The 16,564-nt window shown below is 57.0% G+C and carries 13 protein-coding genes; 11 read left to right on the top strand and 2 right to left on the bottom strand.

From position 1 onward, the window contains the following. Positions 1-449: 449 nt before the first annotated feature. Complete coding sequence (locus RID21_RS03040) at positions 450-1,568, top strand: mandelate racemase/muconate lactonizing enzyme family protein (protein WP_350187115.1); 1,119 nt, start codon at positions 450-452, stop codon at positions 1,566-1,568. Between the two features lie 53 nt (positions 1,569-1,621). After that, positions 1,622-2,368: an SDR family NAD(P)-dependent oxidoreductase gene (locus tag RID21_RS03035; protein ID WP_145039560.1), complete on the top strand. Its 747-nt coding sequence runs from the start codon at positions 1,622-1,624 to the stop codon at positions 2,366-2,368. Positions 2,369-2,377: 9 nt separating this feature from the next. Here the strand turns inward: RID21_RS03035 and RID21_RS03030 are convergent, their stop codons facing one another. Both RID21_RS03030 and RID21_RS03025 read right to left on the bottom strand, forming a co-directional pair. Then, the gene (locus tag RID21_RS03030) at positions 2,378-3,544 is read right to left on the bottom strand and encodes an FG-GAP repeat domain-containing protein (RefSeq protein WP_350187114.1); all 1,167 of its coding nucleotides are present in this window, start codon (positions 3,542-3,544) and stop codon (positions 2,378-2,380) included. 818 nt (positions 3,545-4,362) lie between these two features. Beyond that, positions 4,363-5,802 (bottom strand): DUF1501 domain-containing protein, encoded by a 1,440-nt coding sequence (locus RID21_RS03025; RefSeq protein WP_350187113.1) that lies wholly within the window; start codon positions 5,800-5,802, stop codon positions 4,363-4,365. 301 nt (positions 5,803-6,103) lie between these two features. Here RID21_RS03025 and RID21_RS03020 point away from each other — a divergent pair, with 301 nt between their 5' ends. The 9 genes from RID21_RS03020 to RID21_RS02980 all read left to right on the top strand — a co-directional run bounded on the left by RID21_RS03020 (position 6,104) and on the right by RID21_RS02980 (position 16,560). Beyond that, the gene (locus RID21_RS03020; RefSeq protein ID WP_350187112.1) at positions 6,104-7,603 is read left to right on the top strand and encodes an outer membrane protein assembly factor BamB family protein; all 1,500 of its coding nucleotides are present in this window, start codon (positions 6,104-6,106) and stop codon (positions 7,601-7,603) included. A gap of 71 nt (positions 7,604-7,674) precedes the next feature. After that, positions 7,675-8,853 carry a glycoside hydrolase family 99 protein gene (locus RID21_RS03015; protein WP_350187111.1) on the top strand — a complete coding sequence of 393 codons (1,179 nt, stop codon included), beginning with the start codon at positions 7,675-7,677 and terminating at the stop codon, positions 8,851-8,853. A 423-nt stretch (positions 8,854-9,276) separates the two neighbouring features. Beyond that, a complete protein-coding gene (locus tag RID21_RS03010) occupies positions 9,277-10,311 on the top strand; it encodes a LacI family DNA-binding transcriptional regulator (RefSeq protein WP_350187110.1) in 1,035 nt (344 codons plus the stop codon). A gap of 39 nt (positions 10,312-10,350) precedes the next feature. Beyond that, the gene (locus RID21_RS03005) at positions 10,351-11,403 is read left to right on the top strand and encodes a nucleoside hydrolase (RefSeq protein WP_350187109.1); all 1,053 of its coding nucleotides are present in this window, start codon (positions 10,351-10,353) and stop codon (positions 11,401-11,403) included. Positions 11,404-11,421: 18 nt separating this feature from the next. Then, positions 11,422-12,351, top strand: a complete 930-nt coding sequence (rbsK, locus tag RID21_RS03000) for a ribokinase (RefSeq protein ID WP_350187108.1) — start codon at positions 11,422-11,424, stop codon at positions 12,349-12,351. A 15-nt stretch (positions 12,352-12,366) separates the two neighbouring features. Then, positions 12,367-13,350 carry a sugar ABC transporter substrate-binding protein gene (locus tag RID21_RS02995; RefSeq protein WP_350187107.1) on the top strand — a complete coding sequence of 328 codons (984 nt, stop codon included), beginning with the start codon at positions 12,367-12,369 and terminating at the stop codon, positions 13,348-13,350. Further along, complete coding sequence (locus tag RID21_RS02990; RefSeq protein ID WP_350187106.1) at positions 13,347-14,897, top strand: sugar ABC transporter ATP-binding protein; 1,551 nt, start codon at positions 13,347-13,349, stop codon at positions 14,895-14,897. Before RID21_RS02995 ends, RID21_RS02990 begins: the two co-directional genes overlap by 4 nt. Next, on the top strand, positions 14,894-15,886 hold the full coding sequence (locus tag RID21_RS02985; protein ID WP_350187105.1) for an ABC transporter permease: 993 nt from the start codon (positions 14,894-14,896) through the stop codon (positions 15,884-15,886). Before RID21_RS02990 ends, RID21_RS02985 begins: the two co-directional genes overlap by 4 nt. Before the next feature lie 272 nt (positions 15,887-16,158). Continuing rightward, positions 16,159-16,560 (top strand): hypothetical protein, encoded by a 402-nt coding sequence (locus tag RID21_RS02980; RefSeq protein ID WP_350187104.1) that lies wholly within the window; start codon positions 16,159-16,161, stop codon positions 16,558-16,560. The last annotated feature ends 4 nt before the right edge of the window (positions 16,561-16,564 follow it).

The raw sequence follows: 16,564 nt of genomic DNA, 5'->3' as shown, positions 1-16,564 counted from the left end.
CCGCCCCTGCAAGTCGCTCAGTTTGGTTTCCCGGTTCTGTGCAGGTCTATTTCCCTGTCAGTTTCCTGCTCGCTGCGCTCGGCCCGAATTGCATTCGGGCCTACCCTTTGACAATTAATTCTGAGAGGAAAATAGTGGGACGATTTCTCACTAGATGGCGGATACTCTGCGACCTCCTGTTGCCTGCGGCAATCCCGAATTACATTCGGGACCACCCGGGGAACGTGTTTTCATTTTTCCCTCATGTGTTTTATTTTGAATGAGGCTCGCCAGGCGGGCAGGCACTCAGGCCAGCCCCTACTTCTGAATCCATTGATTTCATGGTTCACGGTGGGGCTGATGATTTCTGATTGATACGGGTTCTGGTATTATGAGAGTAACCATCCCCAACCCGCGCCGGTTGATGTTTGAGTTCTTACTCACTCTGAAAGGAAGCGAGACGACCAGCCATGAAGATTACCGCGATTAAGACCTTTCCCGTACGCATTCCCCTCAAACCGGAACGCCGCATGATCTCCGCACTGGGGAAGCATGATGTTTCCCAATACCTGGTGTTACGCGTCGAGACCGATGCCGGGATTGAAGGGGCCGGTGAGGCGACGGTCATCTCCCGCTGGAGTGGTGAGACGGTCTGGGGCGCCCAGGCACTGGTGGACCGGATTTTTACTCCCCTGCTGCTGGGGCATGATCCGTGTGATATTGATGGCGTGAATCTGATTATGGACAAGATCGCGCAGGGGAATTGGTTTGCCAAGTCGGCGATTGAGATGGCCTGTTGGGATATCAAAGGCAAAGAGGCGAGAAAGCCCGTCTATGAACTGCTGGGCGGCGCTGCCCGCAGTCGGTCGATTAAGTGCCGGTTCTCCATGGGCGCGTACTCTCTGGAGCGAGCCGAACGGCGGACGAAGGAACTGGTGGAAGCCGGCTTTACTACCATCAAGGTCAAGGTGGGGACGGATCCCGATGACGATGTGGCCCGCGTCAAGATGGTGCGGGAAACAATGGGGCCGGACCTGGAACTGACTATCGATGCGAACGCAGGCTGGGATGCAGCGACCGCGATTGCCGCGATGGAACGCATGGAAGAATTCAATGTGGCCCTGTTCGAACAGCCCACGCACCGGGGCGATTTCGCCGCACTGGCTGAAGTAAGACGGGCGATCAAGCCCGAGATCATGGCGGATGATATCTGCTTTGACCTGGCGGATGCGAAAGAGTGTATTCGCAACGAAGCCTGTGATGTGATCAACGTGTATCCCGGCAAAAACGGGGGCATCAGCAAGACAGTGGAGATTGTGAAATACGCCGGCGAACATGGAATCCCCTGCAGTATCGGTTCGAACCTGGAACTGGATATCGCTTCGGCCGCGATGTGCCATTCGGTCATCGCCTGTCCCAACATGAACATCGAAGAGTACCCGGGGGATATTCTGGGACCGGAATACCATGAAATCTCGGTCGTCAAGAATCCGCTGCAGATCGAAGGCCCCGTGATCACATTGCCCGAGGCTCCCGGACTGGGAGTGGAAGTTGACTGGGGCATTGTCGAAGCCAACGCCTGCAGTTAAGCTCTGCTGATTCGTGCTTTCTCAAACACAAGTCTTATATGGAAACAACCCTGATGAATGATAATTACGTAGCCCTGATTACCGGTTCTGCCACAGGCGTGGGTCGGGCCTGTGCCTTGCGGCTGGCCGAAGAGGGCTTTGACATTGTCGTCAACTATTCGCAGAGCCAGGCAGAAGCCGAGGAAACCAAAACGCTGGTGGAAGAACTGGGTGTGCAGGCGCTGTTGATTCAGTGCGATGTCAGCGATGATGCCGGCGTCAAGAAGATGGTGGGCGAGGTTGAAGAGAAATGGGGGCGACTGGATGTGCTCGTGAATAATGCGGGGACTACCGAATTCATCGAACACACCGACCTGGACGCGGTAACCGAGGAGATCTGGGATCGCCTGCTGGGCGTGAATCTGAAGGGGCCCTTCTTCTGTATCCGTGCCGCCGCGAAGCTGTTGCGCGAGAGTGATATTGGCGCGGCGGTGAACGTGAGTTCGACGGCAGGCGTTGATGGACGCGGTTCGAGTGTGCCTTACTGTGCGAGTAAGGGAGCGCTGAATACGATGACGAAATCGCTGGCCCGCGCCCTGGGCCCCGAGATTCGCGTGAACTCTGTCTGCCCCGGTCCGATCGACAGCCGCTGGCTGAAGCGGGTGATGACCGATGAGCAGCTGGCGGAGATGACCTCCGAGTACCCGATTCCCCGCCCTGCCCTGCCGGAAGACATCGCGGATACTGTGGTCTATCTTGCGCTGGGAACATCACTCTCCACCGGACAGCTGCTGGTCGTCGATGGCGGCAGGACGATGTAGCCGGTCGGTCTACTTCGATTCGTTCCAGTAGATCTTCAGATTATGGGAATTGCGACCGGCGGCGACGATGTCAATTTTGCCGTCGCCGTTCAGGTCGCCCAGACGCAGGTCTTCACAGGCCATGCCGTTGTTGTCGATCCAGGCTGACTCCCACGTTTTTCCTGAAGCGTCGGTGGCCCAGTAGACTTTGACGCCCACCTTCTGATCTTTGTTGGGCGTGCGCCAGCCTGCGACGATTTCCTGTCGCGAATCACCGAACAGGTCTGCCGTGGCGACCGCGTGGCCGGCTTGAATGTTGTCGTCCAGAACCTGACGCTGGTCGATTCCCTTGTTCGAGGCAGCTGACTGGTAGAGTACCAGACGATCACCGTGCAGGGGTTCGATGGTGGCGATGAACTGACTGTCGTGAGCCAGGCGGCCCATGCGGATTTCTCCGCTCCCTTCAATGAGGGGAAATTTCTGCGTGGACCATTTGCCGTTCTGGTAGGTGAGCAGCATGGCCCCTTCGCGGCCGGCGTAGAGAATTTCTTCGGCCGGTGTGGATGGGATCCACTGGGCAGGATCGAGATTGTGAGTGACGTGCATCGTGTCTTCGATGACGGTCTGCTGCCACTCGTCCTGAGGGTTGTCCGGCTTTTCGTAAGCGATGAGTTTGACGCCGGCCCCTTCGCCCCGCTTGTTGCCTTTTCCGTGCAGAGGGGAAACGACGAGTGCGAACTTCTGATCGTCCAGTTTGACCCAGCGCATGCGATGTACGACCGGCTGGTGGGGGAGCTTCACCGGTTCCCAGAGTTGGCTGCGGTCGGCGGGGGGAACGAGATAGAAGACCGCGCCGGAATTCAGGGTGTCGCCGGGATTCCATTGCCCGCCGACGGCGATTTCGACTTTTCCGTCGCCATCAATATCGCGGGCGGCGATGCAGACATTGTCGCGTTCGGTCAGGTTCTCGGCGATGACGTGTCGCTGCCAGGTTGGGTTTTCGTACCAGACGAATTCTTTTTTGTCGGCCAGCAGGATGTCTGGTTTTCCATCTCCGTTGACGTCGTCGATGGCGGTGCCGTAGCCGATCTCGACGGTATCGTCGATGGTCTGCGATTTGAATTGCGGCGTCTCATCTGCGGCGAAACAGAGGGAGGTCGAGAACAGGCAGGCGGTGATCAAGGCTGAGCGCAACATGGGAAACCTTTTATCGAGACACGGGAACAGGCGGGATGATGTTTACAACCATGATTGGAGCCGATTGCGGTCGGGAATGCAAGGAATTTTGGAGATCGTGTTCCGTTACGGAAGCGAGTAGTTCCCGCTTCACAGTTCAATTTGCGCAGTACGTCCAGCAGACACTGACGGTTTTTGCCTGTTCCCGTCGGTGTCGATGGTTATGTTTGTGGGTGATGGCAGGCGATGTTTTTACACACGGCTGCGAACGGATGCCATCTTCCGGAACGGCGCGAGGGCGTCAAGCGGAATTCGTATTCTGAATTCACTGCGAGTGCACCTGAAATTCAGGTGAGAATGATTTGAAATGCGTTGAGTATGCTCCGAAATGATTTGAAATGGGACGAGACATTGAGAAACGGTTCAAACTGTTCCGGTGAAAAACGGGAAAATTCGACGTTGATTCAGGTGCATCTGGGTCAGTGGTGCGTCGTGTTCCAGTGCACGCATCGTCCGCCTCGCGCGCGAAGCACAATTGCAACAAGATATGATTCGGAAAGAGCCGATCAAGTTCAATATGAGCAGGTTGATGAGAGGGACGTTCAGTGAGGAACACGACAGGCTGGGATTTGGGCAGGTGGGAGTTTGGCGGTCGAACCACAAACTGGGAGAGTGTGCTCTGCGACCTCCTGTTGCCTGCGGTAATCCCGAATTACATTCGGGACCACCCCGGGGAGCGTTTAGCTGGTTCCCCTGGTGTGTTTCACTGTCGACGTGACGTCAAGAGGCGGGCGGGCACATGGGCACCGCCCCTACGCAGGGAATCATCTCGAGAAGGTTCAAGCAAAGAGCTGTTTGAGTGGTTCGCCGCCGTCGTTGATGGGGATGGGGCGTTCGAGGGAGTCGGGGAGCATCAGGCCCGGGTCGATCCCCAGCGCCCAGTAGATGGTGGCGGCGAGGTCTTCGGGAGTGGTGGGGTGCTCAATCGGTTTGGTGGCCTGGCGGTCGGAACTGCCGTAAGTAGCGCCTCCCTGGATGCCTGCTCCGGCGAGTAGTGCCGGGAAGAGCTGACTCCAGTGGCCGCGGCCCCAGCTCTTGTTTGGTTTGGGAGTGCGGCCCATTTCACCCAGGGCGACGACGAGAGTTTCGTCGAGCATGCCCCGCTGTTCCAGGTCGGCCAGCAGTGTGGCGCAGCCCTGGTCGAAGGTCGGCAGCAGGTTCTGTTTAACATCGTCACTGTTGCGATGCGAGTCCCAGCTGTAGCCGTCCACACAGTCATAATGCACGGTGACGAAACGCACACCCGATTCGACGAGGCGGCGGGCCATCAGACAGGACTGGCCGAAGAGGTGCCGCCCGTATTGATCGCGGAGGGCATCCGGTTCCTGCTTGATGTCGAGAGCGTTACGGGTGTTGTCGGAAGTCAAAAGGGCGAGCGCCCGTTGTCGAAAGCGGTCGAAGATCTGCGCGTCCTCCTTGTCGAAGTTGCGTTTCATCAGATCGAAGTGCTTGAGCAGATCGATGCGACGCTGAATCGTCGACAGGGGGACTTCAGGGGCGAGCCCCTCAATCTGGTAACTGAGTTCTTTATCGGTGCAGTCGCGCCAGTAGGGATTGTCAGTCGAGTCGCGGCTGTCCACGGTGGTGGAGAGCGGATTGTAGGCGCGTCCCAGCCAGCCCGCGTATTCGCCGGGGCGGATATAGCGACCGCCGGCCTGCAGGCGACCGAGTCGATTGGGGAGCACGGTGTAGTTGGGGAGATCGCGTTCGAGTCCGCCGGGTGTGTGCTGGGTCAGGTATTCGACGACCGATCCCATTGAAGGCCAGTCTTTGGGAGTCGCATCGAAACCACCGCCGATGGGAAGGTGCCAGCGTTGTCCCGTCTGAATGTAATGTCCGCCGCCACTGTGATCGTTGAAGGTGTGCGTCATGCTGCGGACGACGGAGAATTTATCGGAGACATTCGCCAGTCGCGGCAGATGTTCGCTGATGAGCAGTCCCGGAGTACGACAGTCGATGGGCTGGAACGGACCGCGGATTTCGCTGGGTGCTTCCGGCTTCATGTCGAAGGTTTCGAGCTGACTCGGGCCGCCGAAGAGGAACAGGAAGATGACAGATTTCGCGCGACCACCCTGAAACGGGTTGTCGACCTGCTGCTGTTCCGCCTGCAGCATTTTCGGGAGCGAGAGACCGAGGAGCCCTGCTCCGCCGGTGGTGAGGACATCGCGACGGGACATCTTTCCCGCGGCGCGCTGGGGCTGATTCAGAATCGAGAACATGGGGTTAACCTTTCGTTCTATTCAGTCTGTTACGTGAATTCGATTCCTGCTCGTGCCAGCAGTAGGAAGTCCCGGCGAGGCGGCCAGAAACTTCTGTCGGGACATTCTAACAATTCATCGGCGGGCTGTCTCTATAATATGTAAGGTTTTTTATGTGTTTTTCCGGGTCCAAAAAAAGTCGGTTTCTGTTGTAGGTTTTGTAGTGACATGCAGTTACATTGGATAACAGATAATCAGGTACTGAAGACTCAAGTTCATCGCGCTACGTCATCTCTCTTTCAGATCGCAGGAGATTCAGGGAATGCTTTCGTTACGGAATCAATGTTTGTTGCTGGCTTTACAGGTTCTATGTTTCACCGGGATCAACGGGATGCGTCCTGCCCAGGCGGAGGACTGGCCTCAGTTCCGCGGCCCGAACTGCTCTGGGGTTTCCACTGAGAAACATAAACTGCCGGCTGAGTTCGACGATCAGAAAAATGTGATCTGGTCTGCAGAACTGGGCGACGGCATCGGCTGTCCGGTGGTTGCGGGCGGACGCGTATTTACTTCGGGAATGGTCGACAAGGAGAAGGTCGGCCTGTACGCCTTTGACGCCGAGACCGGTAAGAAACTGTGGGAGCGGACCTGGAAAACGGGCGAGCTTTTAGAGATTCACAAAACCAACAGCTTCGCTGCCACGACTCCGGCTGCCGATGACGAGCGGGTTTACTTCTACTTCAGCACACTGGGGATGCTGGCCGTCGATGCGGAAACGGGGGCGGATGTCTGGAAACAGGAACTGCCGGTCCCCTACTTCGTATTCAAATGGGGCGCGGGGATGTCCCCGACTCTGTATAAGGACCTGGTGCTGTTCTGTCAGGACGATGACCTGGCGCCGGCATTTTATGCCTTCGATAAAAAGACCGGCAAGATTGTCTGGAAAGATGACCGCAGCGACCAGGCCGTGAATTATTCGCATCCGGTGATCTGTGAAACGGATAAAGGGGATGAGATCGTGGTGGCCGGTACCGGGAAACTGATCGGCTACGATCCGCAGACCGGCAAGCGACTGTGGAGTGCGCAAACGCTGTTGCGAAATATCAAAACCACGCCGGTCAGCCGGGACGGGATCATCTATGTCTCATTGCAGAGTGGCGGGATTGCCAATCAGTGGCTGGCTTCGATCGACCGCTGGGAGACCGGTAACAGCGATGGTAAGGTGACCAAGGAAGAGATCCAGGCGTTTGTGGGTAAGACCAAAGTACCCGAGGCGTTCTACAAGAAGACCTTCGACCGGGGCGATCTGAATAAAGACGGTGCGCTGGAAGGGGAAGAGCTGGACATCGCGTTTCTGCCTCCCGGTAACGAGGCAGGTGCCAAGTTTGGTGAAGAACCAGCCCAGGAGTTCGTACTGGCCGTCAAAGGGGGCGGACGCGGCGACGTAACGAAATCGCATCTGCTCTGGAAGCATAAGACCAAGTACACCGACCATATCGTCTCGCCGCTGGTGACAGAGAACCGGATGTTCCTGGTCAAAGGGGGCGGGATTTCGACCTGTTATGAAATCGACAAAGGCAAGAAGGTCTGGGGCCCGAAACGGATTCAGAACGAATGCGAATACTTCGCCTCTCCGATTTATGGCGACGGGAAGATTTACGTCGCTGGCGAGAACGGAAAGATCGTGGTGCTGGAAGACGGTCCCGAGCAGAAGATCATCGCCAAGAACGACATGGGGGATTCGATTCTGGGGACCCCGGCGATCGCTGACGGGCGGTTGTTTATTCGGACCCGCAAGCATCTGTATTCTATAGGATTGAAATAATTGTGAAGTGGCTGCGGTTCAGATTTCTATTTCGAGTCAAAAGCATGCTGTCTGCGGGCAGCATGCTTTTGGTGTTTCTGCTGTCTCAGATTTCTGCACAGGCTGAGCAACCGGTCTGCGTGCATTACATGCCCTGGTATGCGTCAAAGCCGGTCAGCGGCCAATGGGGCTGGCACTGGACGATGGGGCATTTCAATCCGGACAAGCTGGCAGGAAAAGGGATCAGAGAAGCGGCCACGCATGATCCCCCTGTCATCGGACTGTATGATTCGAATGATCCCGATGTGCTGGAGTGTCAGGTCTTGCTCATGAAGCTGGCAGGGATCGAGGGTGTGATCATCGACTGGTACGGGATCACGGATTTTCGCGATTATGGAATGGTGCACCGTAACACGCAGCACCTGATCAAATTTGTGAAACGGGCCGGGTTGAAGTTCGCGATCTGCTACGAAGACCAGACACTCAAACATCTGGTGGACGGAAAACAGATTCCCGCCTCTCAGGTGATGGCTCAGGGGAAATCCGTGATGGGCTGGCTGGGCGAGCACTGGTTTGACGACGACGCTTATCTACGGGTTGACGGCAAGCCTTTGCTGCTGGTTTTCGGTCCTCAGTATTTAAATCAATCACAGTGGAAAGAATTGAGAGGCGGCTTGAAGCATTCGCCGCTGATCTGTGGATTGCCGCATCTGGTTCAACCCGCCGGTCTGGATGGACTCTTTGCCTGGCCCCCCGTTTCCGGCGGGAAAACGGTCACGCCGGAAATGTGGCGGAAACGGCTCACTGAGTACTACGCACGAGCGCCACAGGAGACGGTTATATCAGTTGCCTTTCCCGGCTTTCACGACATCTATCAGCAGGCGGGCCTGCATGAGAGCTATGGGGCAATCGACGCCCGGTATGGAAAGACCTTACAGGAAACGTTGCAGCTGGCAGCCGAGAGCAAGACGCCGCTGATTCAGGTCGCGACCTGGAACGATTATGGCGAAGGAACCGTGGTGGAACCACAGCTAAAAGGGGGCTATCGGAATCTGGAGATCATCCGCTCGTTTGTTGGTGCCAGGTCTCCCCGGAAGGTGTCAGGGACGGCCCGCGATTTACGGCTGCCGGTGTTGTGGTATCGACTCAAGAAACAGTATGCGGGTGAGCAGACCGTGACGGTAAAGCTGGATGAAGCCGTCTCACTGCTCCTGGCGGGAGACATAGAGCCGGCCCGTCGGATTCTGGAAGAGTTTCCGTTGGATGAGTGAATAACGGGATGGATTTAACGTTGATCAGTCGTCTTTTTAAAAGAATTATCTGGTGGCGGATATTTACCTTTTCCGGGCCGAGCCGATCTGTATGATCTTTCTTTAAAGTGAGGCGCGCTCTTCATCACAGACAGCGTGCTCCCTGTGACCTCCTGTTGCCTGCGGCAATACCGGATTACATCCGGTACCACCCGGCATTGAGGTTTCGAGAAATATTGAGGGGGCACCCTGTTTCGTGTTTTTTGAGATTGGTATCCGGTCCCGTTTGAAGTGTCAACTGATTCGTCTGTCGCGAGGCGGGCAGGCACACAGGCCAGCCCCTACGCCGCACCTGGTTTGATTTCTAAATCTGAAAATCCCTGTTTTGCTTGATCTTCGCTACTGATCTGGTAATATGCACAATCGATTGTGCAAAGGGGTTCCATGAGCAAGTCTGCAAACAAATCGATTACGTTGAAAGAAGTCGCTGCCGCTGCTGGAGTGAGTGTTTCGACGGCTTCACGCGCCCTCTCCGGTAAGGCGGAAGCGTATCGCATCAGCAGTGCGACCGAGCAGTCGGTGCGGAAAGCTGCTGAAAAGCTGCAGTTCTCCCCCAGCCTGCTGGCGCGATCGTTACGTTCTCAGCAGACCAAACTTCTGGGCGTGGTGCTGCCTAATGTGGCGAACCCTTTCTTTGCGGCGATTGCGCGGGAGATCACCCTGGCGGCGGAGGAAGAGGGATATTCGGTGCTGTTGACGGACAGCCAGGAGAATAGTGAGACCGAGGCCCGGCTGGTGGACCAGCTACAGGCCCGTCAGATTGAAGGGCTGGTGGTCTGCCCGGTGGGGATCGAAAACCGCCATTTGAAATCGCTGGCAAAACAGAAACTACCCCTGGTGCTGGTCGATCGTGGTTTTGACGATCCCGCGCTGGTGAGTGTGACATCCGATCATCGGGCAGGAGCCCGGGAGGGGATGCAGCAGCTCCTGGAGGCGGGGCACAAGACAATCGGCGTGTTACAGGGATTGCCCGAGACTCTGCCCAACCGGGAACGACTGGCGGGCGTGCAGGCCGCTTTGGAGGATCAGGGATTGAAGTATGATCCGAGCCTGATCGCCGGTCACAATTTTGATGAAGCCTCCGGATATGCAGCCGCGAAAATACTGCTCACGGAACGTCCCGAGATCACCGCGCTGTTTGCTTTCAGTAACCAGAATGCACTGGGCGCACTGCGGGCGGCCAGCGAACTGGGACGCGCCATTCCCGGTGATCTGTCGTTGATCGCATTCGACGATCACCCGTTCGCCGCTTATCTGGCTGCACCGCTCTCTTCGGTCAGCCAGGATGTGAACCAGCTGGGACGCGTGGCGGCCCGCTTACTGCTGGAACAGATCCGGACCGGCAAACCACCCGAACAGAAACATTATCAGATTCCTGTCCAGCTCATTCAGCGGGCTTCGATACAGCCGCCCGCCTGAGCGAGGACGATTTATCAACCAGAAGAAGGACATCCTGCAATGAAACGATTCCCTCAGATGCTCGCCCTGATGGCAGCGGTGCTCAGCCTGGTCTGTGCAGTACCGCTGAACCGGATTACTGCTGCTGAACCGGAACGCCCGGTGCCGCTGATCTTTGACACGGATATCGGAAACGATGTAGACGATGTCCTCGCGTTAGGCATGATTCACGCGCTGGAAGCCCGTGGCGACTGCAAGCTGCTGGCGGTGACCATTACGAAAGACAATCCGCTGGCGGCGTCTTTCACCGATGCCGTGAATACGTTTTATGGTAAGGGAGATGTGCCGATCGGAGTCTGTCAGAGTGGCGTGACTCCCCAGCCGGGCAAGTTTAACGTGCTGGCGGAAAAGAAAGACAACGGAAAACTGCGGTATCCACACGATCTGACGGATCCAAAACAGGCGCCTTCAGCCGTGACCGTGTTGCGGAAGGCACTGGCGGGAGCGAAAGATCATTCAGTGGTGATCGCGCAGGTCGGGTTCTCGACGAACCTGGCGAATCTGCTCAAGTCGCCCGCGGATGACATCTGTCCGCTGACCGGAGAGCAACTGGTAAAACAGAAAGTGAAACTGCTGTCGGTGATGGCGGGGGCGTTTGAGAAGATTCCACACAAGGGGAAGATGGTCGATCATCGGGAATACAACGTGGTGAAAGACATCCCGGCGGCGCAGAAGCTGGCGCAAGACTGGCCGACGCCGATTGTCTGGAGCGGCTTTGAGATTGGTCTCTCAGTCCCCTACCCGCACGAGAGCATCCTGGAAGATTATAACTATGTAGATCATCATCCACTGGCGGAGGCTTATATTCTGTACATTCCACCGCCGCACGATCGTCCTACCTGGGACCTGACCAGCGTGCTGTATGGTGTCTTTCCGCATCGAGGGTATTTCGATCTGTCTGATGCCGGCACCGTGACCGTTGAGAAGGATGGTCTGACGACCTTTGAAAAAACAGCGGACGGCAAGCATCGCTATCTGAAACTGAATGATGTGCAGCGGGCCCGCCTGATTGAAGCACTCGTGCAACTTTCCAGTCAGCCTCCTCAGAAGTAAATAGAACGGGAGGCTGTGATGAGCGAGACACGACGTGCCCGCATCGCCGTGCTGGGGTCGATCAACATGGATCTGATGATCCGGTCGGCGAAGTTACCCCTGCCGGGCGAGACGGTGATCGCCGATGCGAAAGTCGAGAACCCCGGAGGTAAGGGAGCCAACCAGGCTGTCGCCGCAGCGCGGATGGGAGCGGAAGTGACCATGATCGGCTGCGTGGGTGATGACAGTTTCGCAGAGGAACTGTTGCAGAACCTGGAAGCCGAAGACGTGCAGACGCAACTCGTCTCACGCAAGCGAGAGACCACGAGCGGCGTCGCGGTGGTGATGGTGGAGACGAGCGGCGAAAACGCGATTCTGGTGGTCCCCGGTGCCAACGGTCTGGTGGGACCGGAGGAACTGGAACAGGCGCGGCAGGTGATCTGTGACAGTGATGTACTGCTGATGCAGCTCGAGGTCCCGGTGGAGACGGTGATTGCGGCAGCGGCGATTGCGCGGGAGGCGGGGGTACCCGTGATCCTGGATCCGGCCCCTGCCCCGGCTCACTTCCCGGCGGAACTGCTGGACGTGGATCTGATCTGTCCGAATCAGTCGGAGGCGGCGGCACTGCTGGGGCAATCTGTCGGTTCGGTGGAGGAGGCGGCGGCCCTCGTTTCTGAACTGGCACAGCTGGGGCCGCGACGGGTGATGATTACGCTGGCCGATCAGGGGGCGGTGCTCTTCGATGGCGAGTGCGTGGAAACGGTAGCTGCATTTAAAGTCGATGCGGTCGACTCGACGGCCGCTGGGGATGCGTTTGCGGCGGGACTGGCAGTCCGACTGGCGGAACAGGCCGATTTAAAGGAAGCCGTCCGGTTTGCTTCGGCGGCGGGGGCCCTGGCGGCATCCGGGGCGGGCGCCCAGTCAGCGATGCCGACGCGGGAACAGATTGAAACACTTTTAACCAAATAAGACAGGAGCGCTTCGATGAATCAGTTCAGGAAAGGGACCAGGCTGGCCCTGGCGATGACAATCTGTGGTCTGTTGCTGAGTTGTGCAGAGCCGGCGGATAAAGCAGCAAAATCGACGGGGGAGAAATCAGAGAATCAGAAGCCAAAGATTGCGTTGATTATGAAATCGCTGGCGAATGATTTCTTCTCGACGATGGCCAAAGGGGCCGAGACGCATCAGCAGGAGCATGGCGACGAATACGAGTTGGTCGTGAATGGTATCAAGGATGAACGCGATCTGAGTCGCCAGGTGGCGCTGGTCGAAGAGATGGTCGCCAGCGGCGTGGATGCGATTGTGATTGCCCCCGCGGATTCGAAAGCACTGGTGCCGGCGCTGAGAAGGGCCCGTGAAGCGGGCGTGGTCGTGATCAACATCGACAACAAGCTGGATCAGGAAATTCTGGAAGCGGAGAAGATCGAGATTCCGTTTGTTGGTCCCGATAACAAAGCGGGGGCGAAAAAGGTGGGCGACTTCCTGGCCAAACAGCTGAAAGCCGGGGATGAGGTGATTGTGCTGGAGGGGATTCGGACTTCGTTCAACGGGACACAGCGGCGGCTCGGTTTTGAAGAGGCGATGAAGGACGCAGATATCAAGATTGCGGACAGCCAGTCGGCCCAGTGGGAAATGAGCATGGCGAATATGCTGGCGCTGTCGATGCTGAGCGAACATCCTAAGGTCAAGGCGATCCTGGCGGCGAATGACAGCATGGCACTGGGAGCCCTGGCGGCGGTGAAGAACAATGGCAAAGCGGGAGATGTGCTGATTGTCGGCTTTGATAATATTGCTGCGGTACAGCAGGCGATTAAGGATGGACAGATTCTGGCGACCGCGGATCAGCATGGCGATCAACTGGCCGTGTATGGCATCGAGTATGCCCTGAACCTGCTCAAGGATCCGCAGGCGAAACTGGAAGACCGAGAGACGCCCGTCGATCTGGTGACGGCTGAGGTTCTGAAATGACGGGCACGACGCCGCGGTTTTCGGCAGAGGGGCTTTCGAAGGACTACGTGGTGCGTGTGCTCGACTGTGTTTCGTTTGAGCTGCGCGCGGGTGAGATTCACGCACTGGTGGGCGCCAACGGAGCCGGGAAGAGTACGCTGTGCAAAATCATTTCCGGCCTGGTCCCGCCGACGGAAGGTCAGATGTTGTTGAACGGTGTCCCCTACTCTCCCAGCGATAAGCGGTCGGCGGAGTCCCTGGGCATACAGATCGTGCAGCAGGAACTGAACCTGATTCCGACGCTCTCCGTGGCCGAGAATCTGCTGGTGGGACGCTATCCACAGCGGTGGGGCGTGATCGATCGTCGGGAATTACAGCTTCGGGCCCGTGCGGCGCTGGACCGGTTCGGGCTCACGGATATCGCTACAAATCAGAGTGCCGGGAGCCTGGGAGTGGGCCAGCAGCAGATGCTGGAGATTGCGGCAGCGCTGGATCGGAAGTGTGAGCTGCTGATTCTGGATGAGCCGACGGCGGCGCTGAGTGCGGGTGAAACGGAGCGTCTGTTTGCACGGCTGGATGAGTTGCGTGCCCAGGGCGTGGGGATCATTTATATCAGCCATCGCCTGGATGAGATTGCCCGGATTGCGGACCGGTTGACCGTGCTGCGGGACGGGAAGTATGTCAGTACGCATGCCGTGAGTGAGTTTCAGCCGATCGAACGGGTGGTGGATCTGATGACCGGCGAGACACAGGCGGTAGAGCATGCGCTCCAGGAGCATACGAACCACTCCCGGGAACAGACGCTGTTACGCGTAGAAGGCATGACGGGGGGACCGGTTCAGGAGGTCAGCTTTTCCGTGCAGACGGGGGAACGGTATGGGATCGCGGGGCTGGTGGGAGCGGGACGGACGGAACTGTTGCGGCTGATTTTCGGAGCAGATCGCGCGACGCGGGGTGACGTTTTCCTGCGGGGCGAGAGTGTGCCCCGTCGATTCGGACATCCGCATGAAGCGGTCGCGGCGAAACTGGCGATGGTGACGGAGGACCGCAAGCAGAACGGATTGCTGCTCTCGCAGTCGATCCGGGTGAATACGACGCTGCCCAGTCTGGATCGACTGGCGGGGACTGCAGGCGTGATCGACCGTCAGCGGGAAGCGACCGTCGTGCGGACCGAGTGGGAACGACTGGGGATTCATGCCCGGGATATGGAACAGAGTGTGGGCACACTCAGCGGGGGGAATCAGCAGAAGGTCGCGGTGGCGAAGTGGCTGCTCAAGGATGCGGATGTGTTTCTGTTTGACGAACCGACGCGGGGCATTGACGTGGCGGCGCGGCGGAAGATTCATCAGCTGTTTGATGAGCTGGCCCGGCAAGGGAAAGCCCTGGTGATTGTCAGCAGTGACCTGGAAGAACTGGTCGAGACCTGCGACCGGATTGGTGTGATGTCGGCAGGCCGGCTGGTGAGCGAATACAAAAGGGAGGAGTGGTCGTATGACGCGATTATGCAGGACTGTTTTGCAGGGTATGCATCACAAGAGAAAACAAACTCTGGAGGAACGACGCGATGACTGACTCCCCTGCCCCACTCCCGGAAAACCAATCGTCGCATGGCGGGCTGACGTATTCACTGTTTCAATATGCGGGCCTCTTGGGTGTGCTGGTGCTGCTGGTTTTGATTTTCCATCAGATGAGCGATCACTTTCTGACGCGGCAGACGCTGGCTACGGTGGCGAATAACATTCCAGATCTGCTGGTGATTTCGGTGGGAATGACGCTGGTATTGATTATTGGCGGGATCGATTTGTCGGTCGGTTCGCTGCTGGCGCTCTCGTCGGCGGTGCTGGGCGTGTGCATGGTCGACTGGGGCTGGCCTTTGTGGGCGGCGGTGCCTGTCTGTCTGGGGACCGGTGCGCTGTGCGGGATGCTTAACGGCGCGATCAGTGTGAAGGCGGGGATTCCTTCGTTTATTGTGACGCTGGGGATGCTGGAGATGGCACGCGGCGGTGCATACCTGCTGACCGATTCGCAGACGAAATACATCGGTTCGTCGATTGAATGGATCGGCGTGCCTGTGAAGGGGCTGCTGTTCTCGCCCGCGTTTCTGCTGGCACTGGTGATTGTGGTGGTGGGACAATATCTGCTGACGCGGACAGTCTTTGGTCGCTATTGTGTGGCGATCGGAACGAATGCGGAGGCGGTGCGGATGTCGGGAATTCGGACGGCCCCCTGCTCGATCGTGGTGTTCACGATCAGTGGTCTCTTGTGTGGCCTGGCGGGTGTGATGCAGACTTCGCGACTCTCAACGGCGGATCCGAATGCGGCGGTGGGACTCGAGCTGTCGGCGATTGCGGCCTGTGTAATTGGCGGGACGAGTCTGATGGGCGGCCGGGGTTCAGTGATTAATACGTTCTTCGGCGTGCTGATCATCGCGGTGCTGCAGACGGGGCTGGCCCAGATCGGGGCGACCGATCCTCTCAAGCGGGTGATCACCGGAGCGGTGATTATCGTCGCGGTACTGCTGGATGCGGCGCGGCAGCGATGGAAACGTGGTGGGTGATTACTAACGGTATGAAATTTTGTTACCACGAAAGGCACGAAAAGGGATGTGTTATTAGTGGTCAACTCTTGTCAGAGTAGTCATCACGGTCAAACGATTGGATAAATTTAACGTAATGTGCAAATGTGTATGCTTGTGCTTGATTTTTACTCAAAAAAAGATTAGCTGTGTATGAGTGATCAATGTGAGGGGCTGAACTCAAAAAGATTCCTCAGAAATGATCCATATCTGGAATCGAGAATGAGTACAGTTACAGGTAGAGAGGATTCATCTTGGAAACAAGCGATACCAAACTTTGTCCCTTTTGTCGGGAGGAGATAAAAGCAAAAGCGATTAAATGCAGACATTGCCAAAGCATGCTGGTTCACTCTTCCCCTCAGAACAATTTAGCGCAGGCGTCAAGTCAGGCAGCTCAAAAGCAGACTGGCTCTTTGTGGTTGGCGGTTCCTCCACTAGTTCTGGCGATACTTTGTTTTATCGCATTGTTTGATATCGCTTCCTGGGACGGTGATACCTTTGCGGGTTTCTTCTTATTTTGGATTATCAGTATTGCTTTGGGAATCGTTTCCGTCTGCATCCAAAATAGAGGGCGCGGTGTTGCGATTGCTGGAATTATTTTGAGCTGTTTAAACATGTTTTTATTGTTTGCCTTTTTTATTGCGGCTGCAAGTTAGTCAG

The organism is Gimesia sp., assembly GCF_040219335.1.
Lineage (GTDB): Bacteria > Planctomycetota > Planctomycetia > Planctomycetales > Planctomycetaceae > Gimesia.
The sequence above is the reverse complement of the archived record's forward strand: the minus strand, read 5'-3'. Positions and strand labels throughout refer to the sequence as shown.

What these genes read in the sequence shown, in the direction of transcription:
- RID21_RS03020 (WP_350187112.1), top strand. Translation starts at nt 6,104, where the DNA reads ATGCTTTCGTTACGGAATCAATGTTTGTTGCTGGCTTTACAGGTTCTA.
- RID21_RS03040 (WP_350187115.1), top strand. Translation starts at nt 450, where the DNA reads ATGAAGATTACCGCGATTAAGACCTTTCCCGTACGCATTCCCCTCAAA.
- RID21_RS02985 (WP_350187105.1), top strand. Translation starts at nt 14,894, where the DNA reads ATGACTGACTCCCCTGCCCCACTCCCGGAAAACCAATCGTCGCATGGC.
- RID21_RS02990 (WP_350187106.1), top strand. Translation starts at nt 13,347, where the DNA reads ATGACGGGCACGACGCCGCGGTTTTCGGCAGAGGGGCTTTCGAAGGAC.
- RID21_RS03005 (WP_350187109.1), top strand. Translation starts at nt 10,351, where the DNA reads ATGAAACGATTCCCTCAGATGCTCGCCCTGATGGCAGCGGTGCTCAGC.
- RID21_RS03035 (WP_145039560.1), top strand. Translation starts at nt 1,622, where the DNA reads ATGAATGATAATTACGTAGCCCTGATTACCGGTTCTGCCACAGGCGTG.
- rbsK (WP_350187108.1), top strand. Translation starts at nt 11,422, where the DNA reads ATGAGCGAGACACGACGTGCCCGCATCGCCGTGCTGGGGTCGATCAAC.
- RID21_RS03025 (WP_350187113.1), bottom strand. Translation starts at nt 5,802, where the DNA reads ATGTTCTCGATTCTGAATCAGCCCCAGCGCGCCGCGGGAAAGATGTCC.
- RID21_RS03010 (WP_350187110.1), top strand. Translation starts at nt 9,277, where the DNA reads ATGAGCAAGTCTGCAAACAAATCGATTACGTTGAAAGAAGTCGCTGCC.
- RID21_RS02995 (WP_350187107.1), top strand. Translation starts at nt 12,367, where the DNA reads ATGAATCAGTTCAGGAAAGGGACCAGGCTGGCCCTGGCGATGACAATC.
- RID21_RS03030 (WP_350187114.1), bottom strand. Translation starts at nt 3,544, where the DNA reads ATGTTGCGCTCAGCCTTGATCACCGCCTGCCTGTTCTCGACCTCCCTC.